This window comes from Streptococcus oralis, assembly GCF_001075675.1.
Lineage (GTDB): Bacteria > Bacillota > Bacilli > Lactobacillales > Streptococcaceae > Streptococcus > Streptococcus oralis_V.
In genome coordinates this window covers 57,170-77,575 of the sequence record NZ_JUNW01000033.1, presented here as the reverse complement: position 1 = coordinate 77,575, position 20,406 = coordinate 57,170, and the positions used below count along the sequence as shown (strand labels likewise).

Sequence of the window (20,406 nt, the reverse complement as noted above, 5' to 3'; positions counted from 1 at the left end):
TTGACGTGGTTTAAATTTGATTTTCGAAGAGTATTAATCTAGATGTTCTTTCTTTTCCAGATGGAGAGCAATCATGCGCCATTCTGGATCCTCTTGCCAACCTTCTATCGAACTAATGTAGCTGGCAACCTTTCTGGCTTCTTCTAAAATCGGAAAATCTTCGATAATATCCGCCACTTGAAACTCTGGAAGTCCTGACTGTCTGGTTCCAAAAATCTCACCAGAACCACGCATTTTCAAATCTTCCTCCGCAAGGACAAATCCATTGGTCGTTTCTGTCATGATGCGCATGCGGTCCTTCCCAGAATCCGTCTTGGGATTAGCCACAAGAACAGCATAGGACTGCTTGTCACCCCGACCCACACGGCCTCTGAGCTGGTGAAGTTGGCTGAGACCGAACCGATCGGCATCCATGATAATCATGACGGTCGCATTAGGGACATTGACCCCAACCTCGATAACCGTCGTCGAAACCAGAATATCCGTTTTTTGCTCTTTGAAATCCTGCATGATTTGGTCTTTTTCGTCACTCTTCATCTTCCCATGTAAAAGAGACACCTCTGCCTTGCCGGCAAAATGAGCTGTCAACTCCTCAGATAAGGCAATAGCATTTTTCAGATCCAAAGCTTCAGATTCTTCGATCAGGGGAGAGATAACATAGGCTTGCGAACCTTTTTGAATTTCCCCCTCTAACCAAGTCAAGACCTGAGGCAGCTGCTCATGCTTAATCCAGCGCGTCACAATCGGCTTCCGCCCTGCTGGCATCTGGTCAATAATGGAAACATCCATATCGCCAAAGGCCGTGATAGCCAATGTTCGTGGAATGGGCGTAGCCGTCATCATGAGAACGTCAGGATTGTCGCCTTTTTCTCTCAGAATACGCCTTTGCCCCACACCAAAACGGTGCTGCTCATCGATGATAATCAAGCCAAGACGAGCATAATCCACCCCATCTTGTATCAAAGCATGGGTTCCGATAATCAAATCAGCCTCACCCTTGGCAATGGTCTCCAAAACTTCTCTTTTTTCTACAGCTTTCAAGGAACCTGTCAAGAGAGCCAGTTTCAAGTCTCGAAAAAGGTTCTGTAAACTCTCAAAGTGTTGCTCTGCTAGGATTTCTGTTGGAACCATGAGAGCCGCCTGGTAGCCAGCCGTCACCGCTGCAAACATGGCTAAGCCAGCGACCACCGTTTTTCCGCTCCCCACATCCCCTTGCAGAAGACGATTCATGTGATGGTCGGACTTCATGTCGGTCAAAATTTCCTGCAAACTCTTTTCCTGAGCTTGGGTCAGGGCAAAAGGCAGACTTTCTTTAACAGCCGACACTTTTTCCTGGGACCAATTCAGAACCAGACCACTTCCCTGAACTCTATTTTCAGACTTGAGTGACTGCAACTGCATTTGAAAATAAAAGAGTTCCTCAAATTTGATCCGACGAAGGGCCTGCTTGTATTCTGCCAAATCCTTAGGAAAATGCATAGCGCGAACAGCCTGGCAACGGGACATGAGTTTGTATTTATCCAGCAAAGACTGGGGAAGATTTTCCTCTATCAAGAGGTCCAACCCCTGATCAAAGGCTGTCTTAATGACCTTAACCAGACTGGCCTGACTGATTCCCTGAGCCAGACGATAAACAGGTTGGAGGTCTTCTTCCACTTGAGCTAGAACCTTCATCCCAGTCAAACTGGCCTTGGCACGGTCCCATTTCCCAAAGACAGCAAGAGTTGCACCTAACTCTATCTTATCAGCCAGATAGGGTTGGTTAAAAAAATTCACCGCAAAAACGACTTCTCCCTGCTTGAGACTAAAACGCAGGCGATTGCGCTTGAAACCATAATATTGGACACTGGCAGGAGTCACGACTTGACCAGATAGGACAGCCTTTTCGCCATCTTCCAACTCTAGCACCTGCTTGGTCTTGAAATCTTCGTAACGGAAAGGAAAGTAGAGCAAGAGGTCTTGCAAGTTTTCAATTCCTAGTTTGGCGTATTTCTCTGCTGACTTTGGTCCCACACCAGGTAAGACATGCAAGGGTTGGTGTAGATTCATGCTCCACTCCTTTCTTTTTAATGATATTCTCTCGGAATGCGGTCGCTGAGGAGGCAAACCACCTCATAGTTAATAGTTCCACGATAAGTCGCTACCTGAGTAGCTGTGATTTCCTTGCCACCGTTTGTGCCGATCAGGGTTACTTTTGTTCCTAGCGGATAAATCTTAGGCAGACGAATGGTGATTTGGTCCATAGATACTCGTCCGACGATTGGGCAAGCTTGACCATCTACCAAGACAGAGAAATTCTGCATGTCTCGTGTCCAACCATCCGCATAACCGATTGGCACCGTCGCAATGACTTGCTCACTATCCGCTTGATAGGTGGCTCCATAGCCCATGCAAGCTCCAGCTGGAACTGTCTTGACATGAACCAGGGCAGACTCCAAGGTCAAGGCTGGTGTCAAATCATAGGGTAAGTCCAAGACCTCTCCACTTGGATTGAGACCATACATGGCATCTCCCATACGGACTGCATTGAAAATAGTCTCTGCATGCCAGAGGGTCGTTGCCGAGTTACTGGCATGAACCAGTTCTGGAACTTCCTTCATACTTGCCAAAATAGCTTTAAAGCATTCTAACTGGGCATTAAAATAGGCATCTGATTCTTCATCTGCAGTAGCAAAGTGGGTAAAAATCCCCTCAACACGAGCACCGTGTTGTTGGAGCATGGTTTGAGCCTGCTCAGCCTCACTAGCTTCTCTAAAACCAATTCGTCCCATTCCTGAGTCAATCTTGAGGTGGACAGTCAAGCTAGATAAATCTGTCTCCCTAGCTAAGAGCGCTTGAATCCATTCCACCCCAGCCACAGTCAAGGTGATGTCGTATTCTTTTGCTAGAGCAATAGCTTCTATCTCAGAAACTCCTAAAATGAGGATTTTCTTGCTGAGTCCAGCCTGACGGAGTTCGATGGCTTCATCAATATTGGAAACACAAAATCCATCAACATCGTCCTGAATCGCCATCGCAACGGCAACAGCTCCATGCCCATAGGCATTGGCCTTGACCACTGCCCACTTGAGCGTTCCTTCAGGGATATGATCACTCATTTGCTGGATATTTTGTCGAATGGCTCCCAGATATATCAGAGCCTTGGTCGGTCTATGTGGACTAGCTTTCATGATTTTCCTCCAAAATGACACTGGCTGTCACAAACTGATCTGTATGGCTGATAGATAGCCAAATCTTTCCTGAAAATGGTGCCTGACTAAAATAAGGCGCGCCTCGTTCATTGTTCAAAACTTCCAAATCCTGAAAGGTCAGTTTGCCAATACCAGTTCCCATAGCCTTGGAAAAAGCCTCCTTAGCCGACCAACGACCTGCCAAGTATTCGATTTGTCTGCGCCCTTTGAGACTGGTAAAGCGCTCCATTTCCTTAGTAGTCAGCACCCGCTTGGCAAAGCCATTGTGCCGTGTAACTGCGTTTTCTATCGAAGCCAATTCTTCGATGTCAATTCCGTGTCCAACTATCATACTCATAAAAGGAGCTGAGATTCCCCCAACTCCATCCTTTTCACTTATTTTGTTAAGGTAGTATAAATTTCTTCTACCAGGGCTACTGTATTTTCCCAGCCTAGACAAGGGTCGGTAATGGAGCAACCAAAGACCTCTGGTTGGTTTTGACGACCATCAGCTAGGTAAGATTCGATCATAAAGCCTCGAACCGTCTTTTTAATCTTTTCATTCCAGTCACGATTCAGCAAGGCTTGACGAACAATGCGAATTTGTTCCATATACTGCTTGCCAGAATTGTCATGATTGGTATCGATGATAATGAAGGGATTTTCAAGCCCCATAGTCTCATAGCGATTGATGGCATTTAAGAGGGTTTCATAGTAGAAATTGGGTTCATTTTTACCATATTCGTTCATGGCACCACGAAGAATAACATGGGCCAAAGGATTTCCTGAAGTTTCCACTTCTTGGCCATGGTAAAGGAAGGTTTGCTTGTTTTGAGCCGCATAGATGGCATTAAACATGACCCCAAGATTTCCAGATGTTGGATTTTTCATCCCAACCGGAGCATCAATCCCAGAGGCTACAAAGCGGTGTTCTTGGTCCTCCACTGAACGAGCCCCTACAGCATGGTAGCTGACCAGATCATCAACCAAAACGAGATTTGACGGATAAAGCATCTCATCAGCTGTTGTCAATCCCGTCTCCGTAATCACACGATAGTGCAGCTGACGAACAGCTTGCAAACCATTGATGAGACTAGGAGCCTCGCTAGCATTTGGCTGATGAATCAAACCCTTATAGCCATCTCCATTGGTACGAGGTTTAGCTGTATAGACTCGCATGACGATAAAGATTTTATCCGCAACTTTTTTCTGCAAGTCAGCTAAACGGCGGGCATATTCCAAAACAGCATCTTCATTGTCAGAAGAGCAAGGTCCCATCACCAAAAGAATTCGGTCGTCCTCACCCGAGATGATGGCTGCCAACTCTCGATCTCGTGCTTCCTTATAACGCAAGACTTCAGGTGACAGCTGAGTTGCAGCCTTGATTGCTTCAATATCTATTTCTTGACCTTTTTCGATAAATGCCATCTTATTCTCCTAGCGTTTGGTAGATTTCGCGAACAAGTGCTTCCGTATTGTCCCAGCCGAGACAAGGGTCCGTGATAGACTTGCCAAAAACTTCTGGCTCATTTTGACGTCCATCTTCCAGATAGGACTCAATCATAAAACCACGAACGTATTTCTTGATTTTCTCATTCCAGTCACGGTTAATCAAGGTCTGACGAACGATACGGATTTGATCCATGTACTGCTTGCCCGAATTGTCATGATTGGTATCGATGATGATAAAGGGATTTTCCAAGCCCATCTTCTCATACTGATCAATGGTATCCACTAAATTATCATAGTAATAGTTGGGAATGTTTTTCCCGTATTCATTCAAGGCACCGCGAAGAATAGCATGAGACAAAGGATTTCCAGTCGTTTCCACCTCTTTGCCGAGGAAGAGAAAGCTCTGCTTGTTTTGTGCCGCATAAATCCCATTAAACATAACATTGAGATTTCCAGATGTTGGATTTTTAAACCCTGTCGAAAACCCTGCTCCACTCGCTACAAAACGGTGTTGCTGGTCCTCAACTGAACGAGCCCCAACAGCCATATAAGAAATCAAATCATCCACCAAAGGAAGGTTTTCTGGGTAGAGCATCTCATCAGCCGTTGTCATACCAGTCTCGGTAATCACGCGGTAGTGGAGCTGACGAACAGCCTTGATCCCATTGATCAAGCTAGGAGCTTCTGTCGCATTTGGTTGATGAATCAAGCCCTTATAGCCATCTCCATTGGTACGAGGTTTAGCTGTATAGACACGCATGACCATAAAAATACGGTCTTTGACCTCTTCTTGCAAAGCAGATAGACGCTTGGCATACTCGAGAACCGCCTCTTCGTTATCAGATGAACATGGTCCTATCACCAAGAGAATACGCTGGTCTTCCCCACGAATGATGGCTTCCAATTCCTGATCACGTTGATTTTTTCTCGCAAGAGCCGCTCCCTCTAATTTAGACAAGGCGCGAACTTCTTCAATGTTAATTTTAGGACTTTTAGCTTTAAATACCATGATTCATCTCCTTATAAAGCAAACGGACACCAAGCAAAAAATGATTTTTACCAGGTATCCGCCTGTATCTTATCTCATATTATTGTCTCTTTCCATGACAGTTCTTGAATTTCTTACCTGATCCACATGGGCATTGGTCGTTCCGTCCGATTTGGCTCAAGTCCAAATCTTCTGGAAGGCTTGCCTGCTGCGCTGCGATATTACGAGTCGCAGTTGTACTGATATTGTGTTCAGTTTGCGGACGTTCTTGTTCATGGATTTGTGCTTTCATCATCAAGCGGGTCACATCGAATTCAATCGATCCAATCATGTCGTTAAACATGCGGAAACCTTCTGCTTGATATTCTACAACTGGGTTGTTTTGAGCATATCCACGAAGACCAACAGCATTTCGCAACTGGTCAAGAGCATCGATATGGTCTGTCCACTTGTTGTCTACAACACGTAGAATCAAGACTTTTTGGAATTCTTTCACTGCATCTTCGTCACGAAGCTTAGCAACTTGGCTGTCATAGACTTTCAAGGCACGTTGGAAAAGTTCATCTTTGATAGCTTGGTCTGACAGACCTGCAAGATCTGAACGGCTAATTGAATCTTCTGGAAGCAAGTTATACTTAGCAAAGTTCAAGATTGCTTCCAATTTTTCATCTTCCTTAGAACGTGCATGTGCATCCACGATACGTCCAATGGTACGACGAATCATAGCATGGATTTCTGGTGCCAAGTCACGATCTGCAGTAATGACATCATAACGTTGTGCATAGATGATCTCACGTTGTTCACGCATAACATCATCGTATTGAAGGACTTGTTTACGAGTGTCGTAGTTGTTTCCTTCGACACGTTTTTGAGCTGCTTCAACTTGACGCGTTAACATGCGAGATTCGATGGCTTCGTCAGACATATTGAGACGTTCAAAGACACCTTTCAAACGTTCTGAACCGAAACGTTTCATCAAATCATCTTCAAGAGACAAGTAGAATTGTGACTCACCTGGGTCTCCTTGACGTCCTGAACGTCCACGAAGCTGATTATCAATACGGCGACTTTCGTGACGCTCTGTACCAATGACGCAAAGACCACCAAGTTCACGAACTCCTTCACCAAGCTTGATGTCGGTACCACGACCGGCCATGTTGGTTGCGATGGTAACGGCACCACGTTGACCAGCGTTCATGATGATTTGCGCTTCTCTGTAGTGGTTCTTCGCATTCAAGACTTCGTGAGGAACACCTGCTGCTACCAATTTCTTAGAAAGGAAGTCACTCGTTTCAACGGCAACTGTACCTACCAAGACCGGCTGACCTTTTTGGTAACGAGCTTTTACATCTTCAACTACAGCCTTAAATTTCGCATCAAGACTTGCATAAAGAAGGTCTGAGTGGTCGATACGTTGAATTGGACGGTTAGTTGGGATTGGGATAACACGAATGTTGTAGATTTCGCGGAATTCTTCTTCTTCTGTTTTACCAGTACCTGTCATACCTGCCAATTTCTTATACATACGGAAGAGGTTTTGGTAGGTAATAGAAGCTGATGTCTTGGTCTCATCTTGGATTGGCACACCTTCTTTTGCTTCAATCGCTTGGTGCAAACCATCAGAGTAACGACGACCTTCCATGGTACGACCTGTAAATTGGTCGACGATCAAGATTTCCTGCTCTTCACTAACCACATAGTCGATATCGAGAATCATGATATAGTTGGCACGGAGGGCATTGTCGATAAAGTGAGTAAGAGCTACATTTTCAATGTCGTAGAGATTTTCTAATTTGAAGTAGCTTTCAGCCTTGTCAATACCAGAATCTGACAAACCGATCGTCTTAGACTGAACGTCAATGATATAGTCGTCCTTGTCCAAAGATTTCACGAAGTGGTCCGCCATATGGTAGAGTTGGCTTGTTTCAACTGCGTTGGCACCTGAAACGATCAATGGTGTACGAGCTTCGTCGATCAAAATTGAGTCAACCTCATCGACCAAGGCATAATTGAGTGGACGTTGCACCATGTTTTCTGCACGAACGACCATGTTATCACGAAGGTAGTCGAAACCAATCTCTGAGTTGGTTGAGTAGGTAATATCACAAAGATAAGCTTCTTTTTTCTCCATTGGAGATTTTGCTGTCAAGTTGATCCCTACTGACAGACCGAGCCATGAGTACAATTCACCCATTTCAGTCGCGTCACGTTCTGTTAGGTATTCGTTGACTGTAACTACGTGAACCCCTTTACCTGCAAGGGCATTGAGGTACACTGGCATGGTCGCTGTCAAGGTTTTCCCTTCACCGGTACGCATCTCTGGAACGTCACCATGGTGAAGAACAATCCCACCCATGACCTGAACCTTATAAGGGAAAAGCCCAAGGACACGTTTTGCAGCTTCGCGAACTACCGCAAAAGCCTCATATAGCAATGAATCAAGTGATTCACCCTTGTTGTATCGTTCTTTAAATTCGTCAGTTTTCGCTTTTAGTTCTTCGTCTGACATTGCAGCCATTTGGCTCTCATAATTTAGAACCTTATCAGCCATCTTTTCTAGACGACGAAGTTCTCCTTTATCATTTTCAATAATCGTTTTTAAAATATTAGCCATGATTTTCCTTACTTTTAATTCTGAATATTTTAGAATGTTCTTTTCATTTTAGCATATTTACTATTATTTTTCAAGAAAGAATCCTTAATTTACAACGGAAAAGAGCAGTCAAAATTCAGCTTTTTTGCATAAATCCTCTGTTGCTATTTTTTTGTTTTTTGTTCGTGAGGCGTGCTTGATAATCCAGGCACAACTTGGACTTACATCCTCCTTCTGCCAAGTTTGAAGTATCTTTTCAAACTTATCAGGGGCTTCCTTGTATAAATCATTTAGATTGTTCGCTACGCTTTTTTGAATGGACTTGTCTCTATCATCCTTTAGATTGGTCAGAATCGTGGTGAATTCCTCAAGATAATCTAGCACCACGATTTGTCTCTTAGCCCAAGGCAGACGAATACGCATGCACTCGCTGGCAAGTCTACGAACGCGCAAATTTTCATCCCGACTCCATTCTATCAGCAAAGCCATTGTATCCTTAGGATAGCGAGCCAGTAAGGGCCTCATGGAAAATTCTCCCGTAAACCGCTTGGTGAGTTCCTTACTAAAGGCCGCGCTCAATTCAAATTCTTGGTCCCCGTATAGCTCTACATATTTACCAATTGGCCAAAGCCAATATCCTTCTGAGAACATACCTAAACCACCCTCTAGCTCAGGACCTAAAATTTTCTCAAAAACCTTGAGGGAGTCCTGATAGGATAGGGGAAGGCAATCTTTGATACTTTTAGCCAAGAGTTCTTGACGCTGGCTAAACTCCAAATTTTCCAAATCTTTTTCTAGCAACAAGCTAAATTTTTGTCCCTCAAAGGCAGGGGACGCTTCTTGCAATCGTTGACTCAAATCCCTAGCATAAGCCAAGTCATAATAGTCCTTTACTTTTTTCGCCATTTTTAAATTCCTTAATCTTCTGTTTACGGAACTTATTATATCATACAAATAGCCCGTCAACAAAATCATTTTCACCCTTCAAACTATTTTGACAAGAAAATAAAAAGGACTAGAAACTAGTCTAGTCCTTCATTTTTTAATGTTTAATTTCCCAAGAATACAGGCAGTATCCCAAAATACCAAAAGAGATTGATCCAGAAGGCCATGCAAAATAGGACTCCAAAGATAAAGAGACTGATCTTTTTAATCAGTATGGAGTATAGAATGGATAAAACACCAAAAACCACGAAGAGTTTTTTCATAAGGAAATAATAAATTGAAACTCCTCCTATTTGCCAATCCCAAGGAAGGAAAAACATGAGGAACCAGAGAAGGCAAATCGTAAGAATATATCTCTTGTAGTGCGCTTCAAGAAAGGCTTTTGTTTTCTCCATAGCAAACCTCCATTTGAGTCACTGTCTCTTCCCTTTTATTATACCAAAAAAACCTGGAAAAAGCTTTCCAGGTTCGGATTTGAAATCACTAGTTATACTAGAAAAATTACTTTATTCATAGGCTGATTCACTTTATTGACTTGATGAAGAGGTTCCAAAATCGACCTTAGGAACTGTCTTGGCTTCTTCTGTTTCTTTAAAGGTTTCAGCTTCTTTAAAGTTCATCATATTCGCAAAAAGCACGGTTGGAAAACTTCTCAACTTTTGATTGTACTCAGCTGCGACTTTATTATAATCCTTGCGTGCTACAAAGATACGATTTTCACTTCCTGAAAGTTCGACCATTAGTTGCTCAACATTTTGATTGCTCTTGAGTTCTGGATAATTTTCCGTCAAGGAAATCAAGCGGGAAAGAGCAGAGCTCAATTCTCCCTGAGCCTTTTGGTTTTCTTCCGAAGTTACTGAGCTACTACCGATTTTAGCTCTAGCATCAGCAATCTTGGTAAAGACTTCGGTTTCATGATTCATTTGTCCTTTAACGGACTCCACCAAGTTACCAATCAAGTCCGAACGACGTTGGAGGGCTGTCGAAACATCGGCCTGAGCCTGCTCCACTTTAGTCTGTTCACCAACCAGACCATTATAGGTCGTCACTGCGGAACAACTTCCCAGAACTAGTAGTCCAAAAAAGATCGCCACTATTGAGAGAATTACTTTATTTTGTTTCATATCAAAACCTTAACACTTTCTTTTATCAACTTTTCTGAGAAAATACTCAGATTTTAAATCAATTTCCAAAGTTTTTTTATTTTTAAATTAGGAGTGAACTGTTGCAAAGGAGTCACCTTACTGCATGGAGAAATCGGTTTGAGCAATATACAATCACTCACCAATCATCAGACGAACCACCGCCATCAAAGCCACCGCCGTCCCAGCCTCCAGATGAGTCGGAGCCCGAGTCAGACCAAGAGGATCCTGAATCTGATGAGTCACTGCTCCACCAGCCACCGCCAGAATCATCGCCGTGTGAACCGCCACCACGACCTCCAGATATAAATCCGATGATCATCACGATGAAGTAAATGAGAATTCCAAATCCGATAACTCCATCACTCGAACTGCTTTTTCGATGACGTCTCGAAGAACTGCTCTCACCAGCATACTTTTCAAGTTCCCTTAAGCGACTAGAGTTGGTAGTATAATCGTAACTACTTTTAGAACTTGAAGCAGTCGTACTCGATCCACTATAGAACATGTAGTTGAGATTATTGACTATTGAGAGAACACCCTTATTATAGTCACCATTTTGAAAGTAAGGGCGTGCTGTTGTCAAGAACCTGTGAGTCTGATAGTCAGTGATCTTACTGGCCACATTATTACTGGTTTCAATCCGTGATTTTCTATCCTGGACTGCGACCACAATCAAGGCACCGTGATTGTCTCCCGAGTAGCCAATCTTCCAAGCTCTAGCTGTTTCATTGGCGACTGTTTCAATTGTTTCTCCATCTAGGCTTTTTACAACATAAACTCCCATTTGGAATTTTTCTGATTTTTTACTATTGACATTATTCAATTCTCGTATCTGACTTATAGTCTCATCCGTTAAATAATGATCCGGGTCATAGATCCCGTACTCAGGTTTTTCAGGTGCTGTGAATGCTGACAAGAAGAGAAAGACCATCAACAATCCAAGCAAGCGAACCAACAAACTATGTTTAAATAATCTGCTTTTTTTCATAATAACCTCCCTGATAAAGGAAAATTGATTTAAGGAATTATAGCATTTTGATTTTTACAAAGAAAGTGCATTTTCATTACAAATAGGTTACAAAAGCTAGGAGAATGATTGAATTTTGATGACAGATTTTCCCTTCGATTGGACAGGATTTTTTTCACCTATTTTATAGAAAAAAGAAGACATACTAGTCTTCTTTTAAGTTATTCTTATTGGAAAATATGCAAGGCTTACTTGCGTTTTCTCGCGATCAAATGAATCGGGGTTCCTTCAAAGACAAAGGCCTTGCGGATTTGATTTTCCAAGAAACGCAGGTAAGAGAAGTGCATGAGTTCTTCTTCGTTGACAAAGATGACAAAGGTTGGTGGCTTGGTTGCCACTTGGGTTGCGTAGAAAATCTTGAGGCGTTTCCCTTTGTCTGTCGGTGTTGGATTGATGGCAATGGCATCCATAATCACATCGTTCAAGACTGCTGATGGAATCCGAGTGTTTTGACTCTCGCTAATTTGCTTGATCATCTCAGGCAGTTTATGGAGACGTTGCTTGGTCAAAGCTGATACAAAGACAATCGGTGCGTAAGGCAGATATTGGAACTGCTCACGGATATCCTCTTCCCATTTTTTCATGGTGTGGTTGTCTTTCTCAAGAGTATCCCACTTGTTGACCACGATGATCATCCCTTTACCGGCTTCATGGGCAAAACCTGCGATACGTTTGTCGTACTCACGGATACCTTCTTCGGCATTGAGGACCATCAAGACCACGTCAGAACGGTCAATGGCACGCATGGCACGCATGACAGAATATTTCTCCGTATTTTCATAAACTTTACCAGACTTACGCATACCAGCTGTATCAATCATGGTAAACTCTTGACCATCCGTATCTGTAAAATGGGTATCAATGGCATCACGCGTTGTTCCAGCTACTGGACTAGCAATCACGCGGTCTTCGCCCAAAATGGCGTTGATCAAACTTGATTTTCCAACGTTTGGACGACCAATTAGGCTGAATTTAATGACATCTGGATTTTCTTCTTCGACTTCATGTGGTAGATTTTCCACGATGGCATCCAGTACATCACCCGTACCAATACCGTGGACAGACGAAATTGGCAACGGTTCACCTAAGCCTAGTGCATAGAAATCAAAGATATCATTTCGCATCTCAGGATTGTCAACCTTGTTAACTGCTAGGATAACAGGCTTATGGGTTTTATAGAGTTTGCGAGCTACGTACTCGTCCGCATCTGTGATTCCTTCTTTACCAGACACTACAAAGACGATGACGTCTGCTTCTTCCATGGCAATTTCTGCCTGGTGTTTGATTTGCTCCATAAAGGGAGCGTCGACGTCGTCAATCCCTCCAGTATCAATCATACTGAAAGAACGGTTGAGCCACTCACCCGTTGCATAGATACGGTCACGTGTCACACCCTCGACATCTTCTACGATTGAGATCCGCTCACCAGCGATCCGATTAAATAGGGTTGATTTCCCAACATTGGGACGTCCCACAATGGCAATAGTTGGTAAGGCCATGTTTTCTCACTTTCTACAATAACTTTTTCTGTTCTAGATTCTTCCGAGTTGAACTAGGTTCGGCTTGACCAAACTGCTCTGCCAAACGCTGACTCCAAGAGGTTGTCGCACGCGCACCAGCATAGTCTGCCTGTACCTGGTCATAGTCCAAAATCGCTTCAACTGGCTGTTCTTGGTATTCTTCTTCAAATACCACTTGGTTCAAAGGCAGTCTTGGTTTGACATCATGTTGTTGATTTGGCACGCCAAGGGCAATCCCAAAAACAGGGTAGGTATAGTCAGGCAAGTTAAAAAGCTCTGCCACTTCTTCTGACTTGTAACGGACCAAACCGATAATCACACCACCATATCCCAGACTCTCAGCCGCAAGCAAGGTATTTTGCCCAGCAAGCGCAGCGTCCACAGAGGTGATGAGGAGACCTTCCACTCCTTGGGGCTGGAAAGTGTCCGTATGGAGGCTTGATCCTTTTTCTGCACGGTTTAGGTCACCAACAAAGAGCAAGAATGCAGCTGACTGGCGAATGGCTTCCTGAGGAACCAATTCATATAAGCCGTCTTTCTTCTCTTGACTGCGCACAAGAATCACAGAGTAAGATTGGAAATTTTTCCAAGATGACGCCATTTGTCCAGCAGTCAAGATTTCATTTAAGTGCTCTTGAGGAATCTCTTGCTCCTTAAAACGACGAACTGAAGTATGAGCTTTCATCAGTTTAATGGTTTCTGTCATCGGCGATTTTCTCCTTCTAGTCTTGTTTCCTCAGCCAAATAACGGATTCGTTCCATAACCCGTCTAGCTTCCCAAGTCTCATCATTTCCATTCTTTCCTTTGGCAAAATGTTTTTCCAAATCTTGGAAATTAAAGTTGGAAGTAAAGAAGGTCGGCAAATCTTCCTGCATGCGATACTGGAGAATAACTTGGAGAATCTCATCACGCACCCAAGGGGTAGACTGCTCTGCACCAATATCATCCAATACCAAGACTTCTGCTAACTTGATCTCATCCACCAAGGTCTTCACAGATCCTTCACCGATGGCATTTTTTACATCAATGACAAAACTTGGATAGTGGAGAATGGTTGTTGAAGCACCACGTTTTTCAGATAAGTCGTGAGCCAGGGCTGCCATCATGAAACTCTTACCGACACCAAAATCTCCGTAAAGATAGAGGCCTTTTCGGATACTTGGGTAAAGGTCAACAAAGGCATAGAGTCTCTCAAAAATCGGCAAACGTCCTAAGTCATCTAGGTCAATCTGAGCCAATTTCGCTTTCTTGAGACTTGCTGGTAGATTGATCAACTTGAGACGATTCTTGATGGCCGCCTCTTTTTCAGCCGCGATTAGTTCTGGTGTTTCTTCATAAGATACATCTGCGTAGCCGTGATTCATGACCAAGATAGGCTTGTAGCCACGAGCTATATAGTCAGCATCCCCACGAAGAAACTTATCCCGTTCTGTGATATATTGGTTGAACTTGGAGATGCTACGATTTAACTCCTCTTGGCTGAGGGATTCTTTCTGGATAAAAGCCGCTACATCTGGGTCTTTCATAATCTGCTGGACTAGGTCCTGATACTGAAAACGACTTGTCTGACGTTTAATAACGTCACCCACACTTTCCATCTAGTCTCCTCCTTCTTCTAATCTGGCTAACATTTCTTGTTTTTTGCGTTCTAGTTCCAGACGAGTTTCCTCACTGGTTTGATTCTTGTATTCTGGATTACTCCACTTAGGAACATTTGTCTTAGTCGAGCTAGTTTTCGATTTTTGGTCTTCTTGCCCTTTTTGCTGACGCTCTCGAATCCGAAGCACAGCCTCTTCTGCTGTCCGAATTTTTTGATAAGCATAGTCATTTGCGACCTTCATGGCATATTTTTCATTGACATTAGCCGAATCAACCTTGTTAAAGGTTAGAAGTAAGACGATATTGATGACTTCGTCCAACAAGCCTAAAGACGCCATCTGGTGAAGAAGTTCTCTTTCACTTTGGGTGATGTTTCCTTTACGTGTTTGTTTGATTTCGGCTAAAAATTCCAGGGGAGTTTTATTTTTGGCTTCTCTGATAATGGTCATTTCTTTGGGGCTAAAGTCAGAAGTCGCTGGTTTTTGTGCTATCTTTTCACGCATGCGTTTGACTGAAATAACCTGAGCCACCGCTGTCGCCTTGGCTAATTGATAGGTTTCAAACCAGGTCCATTTTTTTTCATCTGCGATGGCAAACAATTCCAAAACATCCGTTTGCTCATTTTCAAAACGCAAGCCATCTCGAGCCATCAGGCGCTGGAAATGGTCCAAATCAAAATCGTTTTTTAACTTGCTTTTAGACTCGCTTGGGGTCACTTCTTCGATCAGGGTTGGAAAGACTTGGATCAAAGAAACAGAGAGTGCTTCTCCCTCACTTGGAGCCTGCTTCATAGCAGAAACAGCTGTATCCCCAATCTTTTTCTCTAATAATCTGCTATAGACAGAATGACTTAGAAATTCCTGACTGGAAAGGGGAGAATGAAGCTGTAATTCATAGACCTCCCCCTTTTGATAAAGGGTCAACAAATCCAAGGCAGACAAGACTTTAAAGGCTTGAAGCAAGGTCGGCATGCCAAAGTTTAAGTGGTTGAGGATGTGGGAAAGGAGGTGTTCCTTTTGCCCACCATCCCAAAAGGTAATGGCGTATAGATAGAGGCTCAGTGCCTCCTGACCGATAATCGGGAGGTAGCACTGCACCAGAGAGGAGGTATCTTGCGACACCCGATTATTCTTTAGAAAAGAAAAACGGTCATTTGGCTTCATCTATTTTTCCTTTTTCTTTTTAGAGGACTGGGTGATTTGCTGGAGCAGACTCTCCAACTCACTCACATCCTTAAAACTACGGTAAACACTGGCAAAACGAACATAGGTAATCTCATCCAGCTCTGCCAATTCTTCCATGACTAAAGAACCAATGTATTCACTTTGGATCTCATTCTCACTGCGACTACGGAGTTTTTGCTCGATACGATTGACCACCATGCCGATTTCATCACTCGAAACAGGGCGTTTCTGGGCTGAGCGGATAATCCCATTAAATATTTTATCTCTCGAAAACTGCTCTCGCGTACCGTCTTTTTTGACAACAACCAGTGTTCTTTCTTCTACTCGTTCATAGGTTGTAAAACGATGCTGACACTCATCGCACTCACGTCTTCGACGGATGGTATTTCCTTCTTCGGCTTGTCGACTATCAACAACACTAGACTTGGTAGCCCCACATTTTGGACAACGCATGCTTTTCCCTCCTTGTCGTTTTCTTTTCATTATACCATTTTTTGAGCAATTCCCAAAACAATTCTTATTTTTACTTGACAAGTTTTTTGTTTTATTGTATTATTTGATTAGAACAACAAAGACAAAGAAAGGAGACTATGATGTCCTGGTCATTTGATAATACAAAACCGATTTATTTACAGATTATGGAAAAAATCAAACTACAGATCGTTTCCCATGAACTGGAACCTAACCAACAGCTCCCAACCGTAAGAGAACTGGCGAGCGAGGCTGGGGTCAATCCCAATACCATCCAGCGCGCCTTATCTGACCTCGAGCGTGAAGGATTTGTATACAGCAAGCGAACAACTGGCCGTTTTGTCACCGAGGATTTGGACCTCATCCTTCAGTCCCGCAAACAACTTTCCGAGGAGCAACTGCAACAATTCGTCTCTTGCATGCTTCAATTTGGCTACAAAAAAGAAGAACTGCCAAATGTATTAAGCGACTATATTAAAGGAGTTTAAGACTATGACACTACTAGCACTTGAAAATGTAACAAAATCATATGGAGCAACTGCGGCACTTGACAATATCTCACTAGAGATCTCAGCCGGAAAGATTGTTGGGCTCCTTGGACCAAATGGATCCGGGAAAACAACCCTAATCAAACTGATTAATGGCCTCCTGCAACCAAATAAAGGACGTGTCCTCATTAACGGACAGGATCCAAGTCCTGCTACCAAGGCGATCGTCTCCTATCTGCCAGACACAACCTACCTCAATGAAGAGATGAAGGTTAAGGATGCTCTAACCTATTTTAAAACCTTCTATCAGGATTTCAATCTCGAAAGAGCCCAACACCTTTTAGACGATCTCGGTATTGATGAAAATAGTCGCCTCAAGAAACTATCAAAAGGGAACAAGGAAAAGGTCCAACTCATCTTGGTTATGAGCCGTGAAGCCCGCCTTTACGTTCTGGACGAACCTATCGGAGGCGTGGATCCGGCGGCCCGTGATTATATCCTCAATACCATCATCAATAACTACTCACCAACCTCTACGGTGCTGATTTCAACCCACTTGATTTCAGATATTGAGCCAATCTTGGATGAGATCATCTTCCTCAAAGACGGAAAAGTCGTGCGCCAAGGAAATGTTGATGATATTCGTTACGAGTCAGGTGAATCAATTGACCAGCTCTTCCGCCAGGAATTTAAAGCCTAAGCAAAGGAGATTATTATGTTTTGGAATCTAGTTCGTTATGAATTTAAAAATGTCAATAAATGGTATCTGGCACTCTACGGTGCTGTACTTGCAATTTCAGTTTTGATTGGAGCTTTTATTAACAGTCTTAGCCAGAGTTACAATCCTAACAATGCTGCTTATTTCATCTTCTTTTTAGTACTAGTCTTTGGAGGACTCAGCGTCACTCTTTGGATTGCAACAATCTTTTTAATCATCCGAAGATTCAAGGGAAGTGTTTATGACCGCCAAGGTTACTTGACCTTGACCTTACCTGTCTCTGAGCACCAAATCATCATCGCAAAACTTTTAGGTGGCCTTGTCTGGTCCATCTTAAGCTATATCGTCTTTATCTTGAGTATATTGATCATCATCTTCTTAACACCAATAGAAAAAGACTTCACTGCCCTCTATAACTTCATTTCCCCTTACCTCAGCTACGGCTGGCTGTATGCCCTATCACTATTTGTCAGTTCGATCGCATGGATTTTGTCCATTTACCTCTCCATCTCTATCGGGCAACTCTTTAACGAGTATCGAACAGCTATGGGAATTTTAGCCTATATCGTCATTGCCATCGTCATTGGTTATGTTTCTCTCTTCTTCAGAATTGAAAATGACTTTAACGTGATGGCTGGTACAGAAATCTTGCGCGATCTCTTTTTATCAGCTATCTACTATCTCGGTACCTACTACATCTTGAAAAACAAGGTTAATTTGCAATAAAAAATGCCCAGCTAGAAAGCTGGGTTTTTCTTTAACTCAATATCAAACTGGCTACGATGGGGCTGACAAATACGTAGAGTATACCGGTGACACCGATAGCCAAGCCACCCATGGCTCCTGCTACCGAGCCGTATCGAAAGGCTGTTCCCGTTCCGACTGCATGACCTGTTCCACCAAGGGAAAGACCAACTGCTACTGGATCATCAATTTTCAACCACTTCAAAAGGGTTGGTCCGATAACACTGGTCAAAATCCCAGTCGCCACTACGACGACCAAGGTCACAGTCGTCAAACCTTGCAATTTTTCTGTGATCCCCACTGCCATGGCGGTTGTCACTGACTTGGGAAAGAGAGAAATGGCTAGGAAAAAGTCCATACCAAATATTTTCGCTACTATGGCAGTGAAACAAGTATTGACAACTACTGCTAACAGACTACCAAAGAGAATACTGCGAGCATGATGCTTCATCAGGTGAAAACTCTTATAAAGCGGAATCCCTAGAGCCACGGTCGATGGGACAATCAAGTTGTTCAGATAAACCCCACCTTGGTAATAATCTTGATAAGAAATACCCGTCGCCTTAAGGAAAATAATGATAAAAATGGCTGACAAAAGCAGGGGCGTTGTCAATGGATGGGGGAAACGTCTGTAAATCAACATCCCCACTAGATAAGCTAGGATAGATAATGCAATCCCAAACAGAGGATTGGATACAAATTCACTCATTTGGCATCTCCTTTCTCATAATCTCCCTCAAATCGTCTCTTGATAAACTGAACCACTAGGGCAATAAGAATAATGTTGATGACAGCCGCAAAAAAGACAATCAAGACGATAGGCAAAAGATAAGGAGCAATCACATCAAACTTTTCCATGATACCTACTGCTGGTGGCAAAAAGAGAATAGTCATGTTGGCCAGCAAGAAATTCCCGACCATGTTGACATGTCTGGTCCTTAGCCACTTGAACTGTAGGGCTAGAAAGAGAATAATCAAGCCGATAATACTGCCTGGGATGGGCAAATGAAAGAAACTGGAGATTCCCTCACCGATTAGAGAAATCACAAAGAGAATCATCAATTGAACATATAATTTCATCCTAAACTCCATGAAATAAACTTCTTGCATACCAGTTTACTCTTTTTTCAGAAAATTTCAAGGAAATATTGAAATTCTTCTTTCTTGCAAGGATTAGTTAAAAGTAGTATAATCATTGCATGCGCAATCATCTTGTGTTACAAAGATAATCAGTAATGACTTTGTGATTTTTACTTTGAAAAGAAAGGAGAAAGCAATGACCTATTTGGAAAAGTGGTTTGACTACAACCGCCGTCAAAAGGAAATGGAAGCCTTGTTGGAAGAAACTATTGCCCAGCAGAGTGAACAAAGGTTGACCTTGAAAGAGTTTTACCTGCTCTACTATCTGGATTTGGCCCAAGAAAAATCTCTACGCCAGATTGATTTACCTGATAAGCTTCATCTCAGTCCAAGCGCAGTTTCTCGAATGGTGGCTCGACTAGAAGAGAAAAACTGTGGTTTGCTTAGTCGCCGGTGTTGCGATCAGGATAGACGGGCTAGCTTTATCTGCCTGACTGACGAGGGACAGACAACTCTAGCTTACCTGCAAAAGGCTGTCGAAGAAAGGCTGGAGACGAGTCTTGATTTCATTTCATAATCAGATTTCCTAAAAAAGTTGCGTGCGCAATCATTTTTCTTGACATTCCTCTTTTCATGGAGTACAATAAAGTCAAGATCGAACAAAGGAGTTTTATATGATCGAAATTACTTATCTAGACGCCAGCAAGCAAGAGAGAACCATGACTTTCGAGTCTTACCAAGACTTTGAACGTTCTCAACATGCCTGCCTTATCGGCGTTGCTGATTACTACACTGTCCAAAAATTAACCTACAATGGTCATGATTTGGACTACCATGGGACTTATGGAGATGTCTTCTTCTATCTCATGAAACAAGATTTAAGCCAATATAACTAAAAAAGGAGAAATACAATGGCAAAAGCAATTACAGATGCAACATTCGAACAAGAAACAAAAGACGGTTTGGTCTTGGTAGACTTCTGGGCAACTTGGTGTGGTCCATGTCGTATGCAAGGTCCAATCTTGGACAAATTGTCTGAAGAACTTTCAGAAGATGTCTTGAAAATCGTTAAAATGGACGTTGATGAAAATCCAAACACAGCTCGTGCTTTTGGAATCATGTCTATCCCAACCCTTCTCTTCAAGAAAGACGGCCAAGTGGTGAAACAAGTTGCTGGAGTACACACTGCAGAACAAATCAAGGCCATCGTTGCTGAATTGAGCTAATCACACAAGAGACCAAGTACTTTATTTGGTCTCTTTTTTCTTGCCCTTTGCCATT

At 42.9% G+C, this 20,406-nt stretch carries 23 protein-coding genes; 6 read left to right on the top strand and 17 right to left on the bottom strand.

What is annotated here, in order from left to right; genetic code table 11:
* Nucleotides 1-33 precede the first annotated feature (33 nt).
* From recG to nrdR, 15 genes are all read right to left on the bottom strand, one after another.
* The gene (recG, locus tag ADM50_RS04565; RefSeq protein WP_275043641.1) at nt 34-2,076 is read right to left on the bottom strand and encodes an ATP-dependent DNA helicase RecG; all 2,043 of its coding nucleotides are present in this window, start codon (nt 2,074-2,076) and stop codon (nt 34-36) included.
* The gene (alr, locus tag ADM50_RS04560) at nt 2,067-3,170 is read right to left on the bottom strand and encodes an alanine racemase (RefSeq protein ID WP_049484682.1); all 1,104 of its coding nucleotides are present in this window, start codon (nt 3,168-3,170) and stop codon (nt 2,067-2,069) included. Before alr ends, recG begins: the two co-directional genes overlap by 10 nt.
* Entirely contained in the window at nt 3,160-3,522 is a 363-nt protein-coding gene (gene acpS / locus ADM50_RS04555) for a holo-ACP synthase (RefSeq protein ID WP_049484681.1), read from the bottom strand. The genes alr and acpS overlap by 11 nt, the downstream gene beginning before the upstream one ends.
* A 44-nt stretch (nt 3,523-3,566) precedes the next feature.
* Nucleotides 3,567-4,598 (bottom strand): 3-deoxy-7-phosphoheptulonate synthase, encoded by a 1,032-nt coding sequence (locus ADM50_RS04550; protein ID WP_000864035.1) that lies wholly within the window; start codon nt 4,596-4,598, stop codon nt 3,567-3,569.
* 1 nt (nt 4,599) lies between these two features.
* A complete protein-coding gene (locus tag ADM50_RS04545; protein ID WP_000231311.1) occupies nt 4,600-5,631 on the bottom strand; it encodes a 3-deoxy-7-phosphoheptulonate synthase in 1,032 nt (343 codons plus the stop codon).
* Nucleotides 5,632-5,710: 79 nt separating this feature from the next.
* Complete coding sequence (secA, locus tag ADM50_RS04540; protein ID WP_001284118.1) at nt 5,711-8,224, bottom strand: preprotein translocase subunit SecA; 2,514 nt, start codon at nt 8,222-8,224, stop codon at nt 5,711-5,713.
* A 108-nt stretch (nt 8,225-8,332) separates the two neighbouring features.
* Nucleotides 8,333-9,109 carry a DNA alkylation repair protein gene (locus ADM50_RS04535; protein ID WP_049484680.1) on the bottom strand — a complete coding sequence of 259 codons (777 nt, stop codon included), beginning with the start codon at nt 9,107-9,109 and terminating at the stop codon, nt 8,333-8,335.
* A gap of 143 nt (nt 9,110-9,252) precedes the next feature.
* On the bottom strand, nt 9,253-9,543 hold the full coding sequence (locus ADM50_RS09715) for a hypothetical protein (protein ID WP_049484679.1): 291 nt from the start codon (nt 9,541-9,543) through the stop codon (nt 9,253-9,255).
* Between the two features lie 132 nt (nt 9,544-9,675).
* The gene (locus ADM50_RS04525; RefSeq protein ID WP_000812473.1) at nt 9,676-10,272 is read right to left on the bottom strand and encodes a LemA family protein; all 597 of its coding nucleotides are present in this window, start codon (nt 10,270-10,272) and stop codon (nt 9,676-9,678) included.
* Nucleotides 10,273-10,429: 157 nt separating this feature from the next.
* On the bottom strand, nt 10,430-11,281 hold the full coding sequence (locus ADM50_RS04520) for a TPM domain-containing protein (RefSeq protein WP_049484678.1): 852 nt from the start codon (nt 11,279-11,281) through the stop codon (nt 10,430-10,432).
* A gap of 227 nt (nt 11,282-11,508) precedes the next feature.
* Nucleotides 11,509-12,819, bottom strand: coding sequence for a ribosome biogenesis GTPase Der (gene der, locus ADM50_RS04515; RefSeq protein ID WP_001207688.1), 1,311 nt, complete (start codon nt 12,817-12,819; stop codon nt 11,509-11,511).
* Nucleotides 12,820-12,832: 13 nt separating this feature from the next.
* Nucleotides 12,833-13,546 (bottom strand): NADPH-dependent oxidoreductase, encoded by a 714-nt coding sequence (locus ADM50_RS04510; RefSeq protein ID WP_049484677.1) that lies wholly within the window; start codon nt 13,544-13,546, stop codon nt 12,833-12,835.
* Nucleotides 13,543-14,439: a primosomal protein DnaI gene (gene dnaI, locus ADM50_RS04505; protein ID WP_000446492.1), complete on the bottom strand. Its 897-nt coding sequence runs from the start codon at nt 14,437-14,439 to the stop codon at nt 13,543-13,545. Before dnaI ends, ADM50_RS04510 begins: the two co-directional genes overlap by 4 nt.
* Nucleotides 14,440-15,603 (bottom strand): DnaD domain protein, encoded by a 1,164-nt coding sequence (locus ADM50_RS04500; RefSeq protein ID WP_049484676.1) that lies wholly within the window; start codon nt 15,601-15,603, stop codon nt 14,440-14,442.
* Nucleotides 15,604-16,077 carry a transcriptional regulator NrdR gene (gene nrdR / locus ADM50_RS04495; protein ID WP_001203676.1) on the bottom strand — a complete coding sequence of 158 codons (474 nt, stop codon included), beginning with the start codon at nt 16,075-16,077 and terminating at the stop codon, nt 15,604-15,606.
* Nucleotides 16,078-16,217: 140 nt separating this feature from the next.
* On the opposite strand from nrdR, the gene ADM50_RS04490 reads away from it, so the two are divergent.
* From ADM50_RS04490 to ADM50_RS04480, 3 genes are read left to right on the top strand one after another with little or no spacing between them, the layout of a single operon-like run.
* Nucleotides 16,218-16,583 carry a GntR family transcriptional regulator gene (locus tag ADM50_RS04490; protein WP_049484675.1) on the top strand — a complete coding sequence of 122 codons (366 nt, stop codon included), beginning with the start codon at nt 16,218-16,220 and terminating at the stop codon, nt 16,581-16,583.
* 4 nt (nt 16,584-16,587) lie between these two features.
* Entirely contained in the window at nt 16,588-17,283 is a 696-nt protein-coding gene (locus ADM50_RS04485) for an ABC transporter ATP-binding protein (RefSeq protein WP_049484674.1), read from the top strand.
* A gap of 15 nt (nt 17,284-17,298) precedes the next feature.
* A complete protein-coding gene (locus ADM50_RS04480; protein WP_049484673.1) occupies nt 17,299-18,027 on the top strand; it encodes a hypothetical protein in 729 nt (242 codons plus the stop codon).
* A gap of 31 nt (nt 18,028-18,058) precedes the next feature.
* Here ADM50_RS04480 and ADM50_RS04475 read toward each other — a convergent pair whose 3' ends face one another.
* Both ADM50_RS04475 and ADM50_RS04470 read right to left on the bottom strand, forming a co-directional pair.
* On the bottom strand, nt 18,059-18,754 hold the full coding sequence (locus tag ADM50_RS04475; protein ID WP_042902664.1) for an LrgB family protein: 696 nt from the start codon (nt 18,752-18,754) through the stop codon (nt 18,059-18,061).
* Entirely contained in the window at nt 18,751-19,125 is a 375-nt protein-coding gene (locus tag ADM50_RS04470) for a CidA/LrgA family protein (protein WP_000781325.1), read from the bottom strand. The genes ADM50_RS04475 and ADM50_RS04470 overlap by 4 nt, the downstream gene beginning before the upstream one ends.
* A gap of 196 nt (nt 19,126-19,321) precedes the next feature.
* Here ADM50_RS04470 and ADM50_RS04465 point away from each other — a divergent pair, with 196 nt between their 5' ends.
* The 3 genes from ADM50_RS04465 to trxA all read left to right on the top strand — a co-directional run bounded on the left by ADM50_RS04465 (nt 19,322) and on the right by trxA (nt 20,351).
* Nucleotides 19,322-19,702, top strand: coding sequence for a MarR family winged helix-turn-helix transcriptional regulator (locus ADM50_RS04465; protein WP_044020363.1), 381 nt, complete (start codon nt 19,322-19,324; stop codon nt 19,700-19,702).
* A 97-nt stretch (nt 19,703-19,799) separates the two neighbouring features.
* Complete coding sequence (locus tag ADM50_RS04460) at nt 19,800-20,021, top strand: DUF4649 family protein (RefSeq protein WP_000570263.1); 222 nt, start codon at nt 19,800-19,802, stop codon at nt 20,019-20,021.
* Nucleotides 20,022-20,036: 15 nt separating this feature from the next.
* Nucleotides 20,037-20,351: a thioredoxin gene (gene trxA, locus ADM50_RS04455; RefSeq protein WP_001029581.1), complete on the top strand. Its 315-nt coding sequence runs from the start codon at nt 20,037-20,039 to the stop codon at nt 20,349-20,351.
* The last annotated feature ends 55 nt before the right edge of the window (nt 20,352-20,406 follow it).

What these genes read in the sequence shown, in the direction of transcription:
- ADM50_RS04545 (WP_000231311.1), bottom strand. Translation starts at nt 5,631, where the DNA reads ATGGTATTTAAAGCTAAAAGTCCTAAAATTAACATTGAAGAAGTTCGC.
- ADM50_RS04510 (WP_049484677.1), bottom strand. Translation starts at nt 13,546, where the DNA reads ATGACAGAAACCATTAAACTGATGAAAGCTCATACTTCAGTTCGTCGT.
- nrdR (WP_001203676.1), bottom strand. Translation starts at nt 16,077, where the DNA reads ATGCGTTGTCCAAAATGTGGGGCTACCAAGTCTAGTGTTGTTGATAGT.
- ADM50_RS09715 (WP_049484679.1), bottom strand. Translation starts at nt 9,543, where the DNA reads ATGGAGAAAACAAAAGCCTTTCTTGAAGCGCACTACAAGAGATATATT.
- ADM50_RS04500 (WP_049484676.1), bottom strand. Translation starts at nt 15,603, where the DNA reads ATGAAGCCAAATGACCGTTTTTCTTTTCTAAAGAATAATCGGGTGTCG.
- dnaI (WP_000446492.1), bottom strand. Translation starts at nt 14,439, where the DNA reads ATGGAAAGTGTGGGTGACGTTATTAAACGTCAGACAAGTCGTTTTCAG.
- ADM50_RS04465 (WP_044020363.1), top strand. Translation starts at nt 19,322, where the DNA reads ATGACCTATTTGGAAAAGTGGTTTGACTACAACCGCCGTCAAAAGGAA.
- der (WP_001207688.1), bottom strand. Translation starts at nt 12,819, where the DNA reads ATGGCCTTACCAACTATTGCCATTGTGGGACGTCCCAATGTTGGGAAA.
- ADM50_RS04460 (WP_000570263.1), top strand. Translation starts at nt 19,800, where the DNA reads ATGATCGAAATTACTTATCTAGACGCCAGCAAGCAAGAGAGAACCATG.
- acpS (WP_049484681.1), bottom strand. Translation starts at nt 3,522, where the DNA reads ATGATAGTTGGACACGGAATTGACATCGAAGAATTGGCTTCGATAGAA.
- secA (WP_001284118.1), bottom strand. Translation starts at nt 8,224, where the DNA reads ATGGCTAATATTTTAAAAACGATTATTGAAAATGATAAAGGAGAACTT.
- ADM50_RS04535 (WP_049484680.1), bottom strand. Translation starts at nt 9,109, where the DNA reads ATGGCGAAAAAAGTAAAGGACTATTATGACTTGGCTTATGCTAGGGAT.
- ADM50_RS04525 (WP_000812473.1), bottom strand. Translation starts at nt 10,272, where the DNA reads ATGAAACAAAATAAAGTAATTCTCTCAATAGTGGCGATCTTTTTTGGA.
- ADM50_RS04485 (WP_049484674.1), top strand. Translation starts at nt 16,588, where the DNA reads ATGACACTACTAGCACTTGAAAATGTAACAAAATCATATGGAGCAACT.
- ADM50_RS04550 (WP_000864035.1), bottom strand. Translation starts at nt 4,598, where the DNA reads ATGGCATTTATCGAAAAAGGTCAAGAAATAGATATTGAAGCAATCAAG.
- ADM50_RS04475 (WP_042902664.1), bottom strand. Translation starts at nt 18,754, where the DNA reads ATGAGTGAATTTGTATCCAATCCTCTGTTTGGGATTGCATTATCTATC.
- ADM50_RS04520 (WP_049484678.1), bottom strand. Translation starts at nt 11,281, where the DNA reads ATGAAAAAAAGCAGATTATTTAAACATAGTTTGTTGGTTCGCTTGCTT.
- ADM50_RS04490 (WP_049484675.1), top strand. Translation starts at nt 16,218, where the DNA reads ATGTCCTGGTCATTTGATAATACAAAACCGATTTATTTACAGATTATG.
- trxA (WP_001029581.1), top strand. Translation starts at nt 20,037, where the DNA reads ATGGCAAAAGCAATTACAGATGCAACATTCGAACAAGAAACAAAAGAC.
- ADM50_RS04480 (WP_049484673.1), top strand. Translation starts at nt 17,299, where the DNA reads ATGTTTTGGAATCTAGTTCGTTATGAATTTAAAAATGTCAATAAATGG.
- alr (WP_049484682.1), bottom strand. Translation starts at nt 3,170, where the DNA reads ATGAAAGCTAGTCCACATAGACCGACCAAGGCTCTGATATATCTGGGA.
- ADM50_RS04470 (WP_000781325.1), bottom strand. Translation starts at nt 19,125, where the DNA reads ATGAAATTATATGTTCAATTGATGATTCTCTTTGTGATTTCTCTAATC.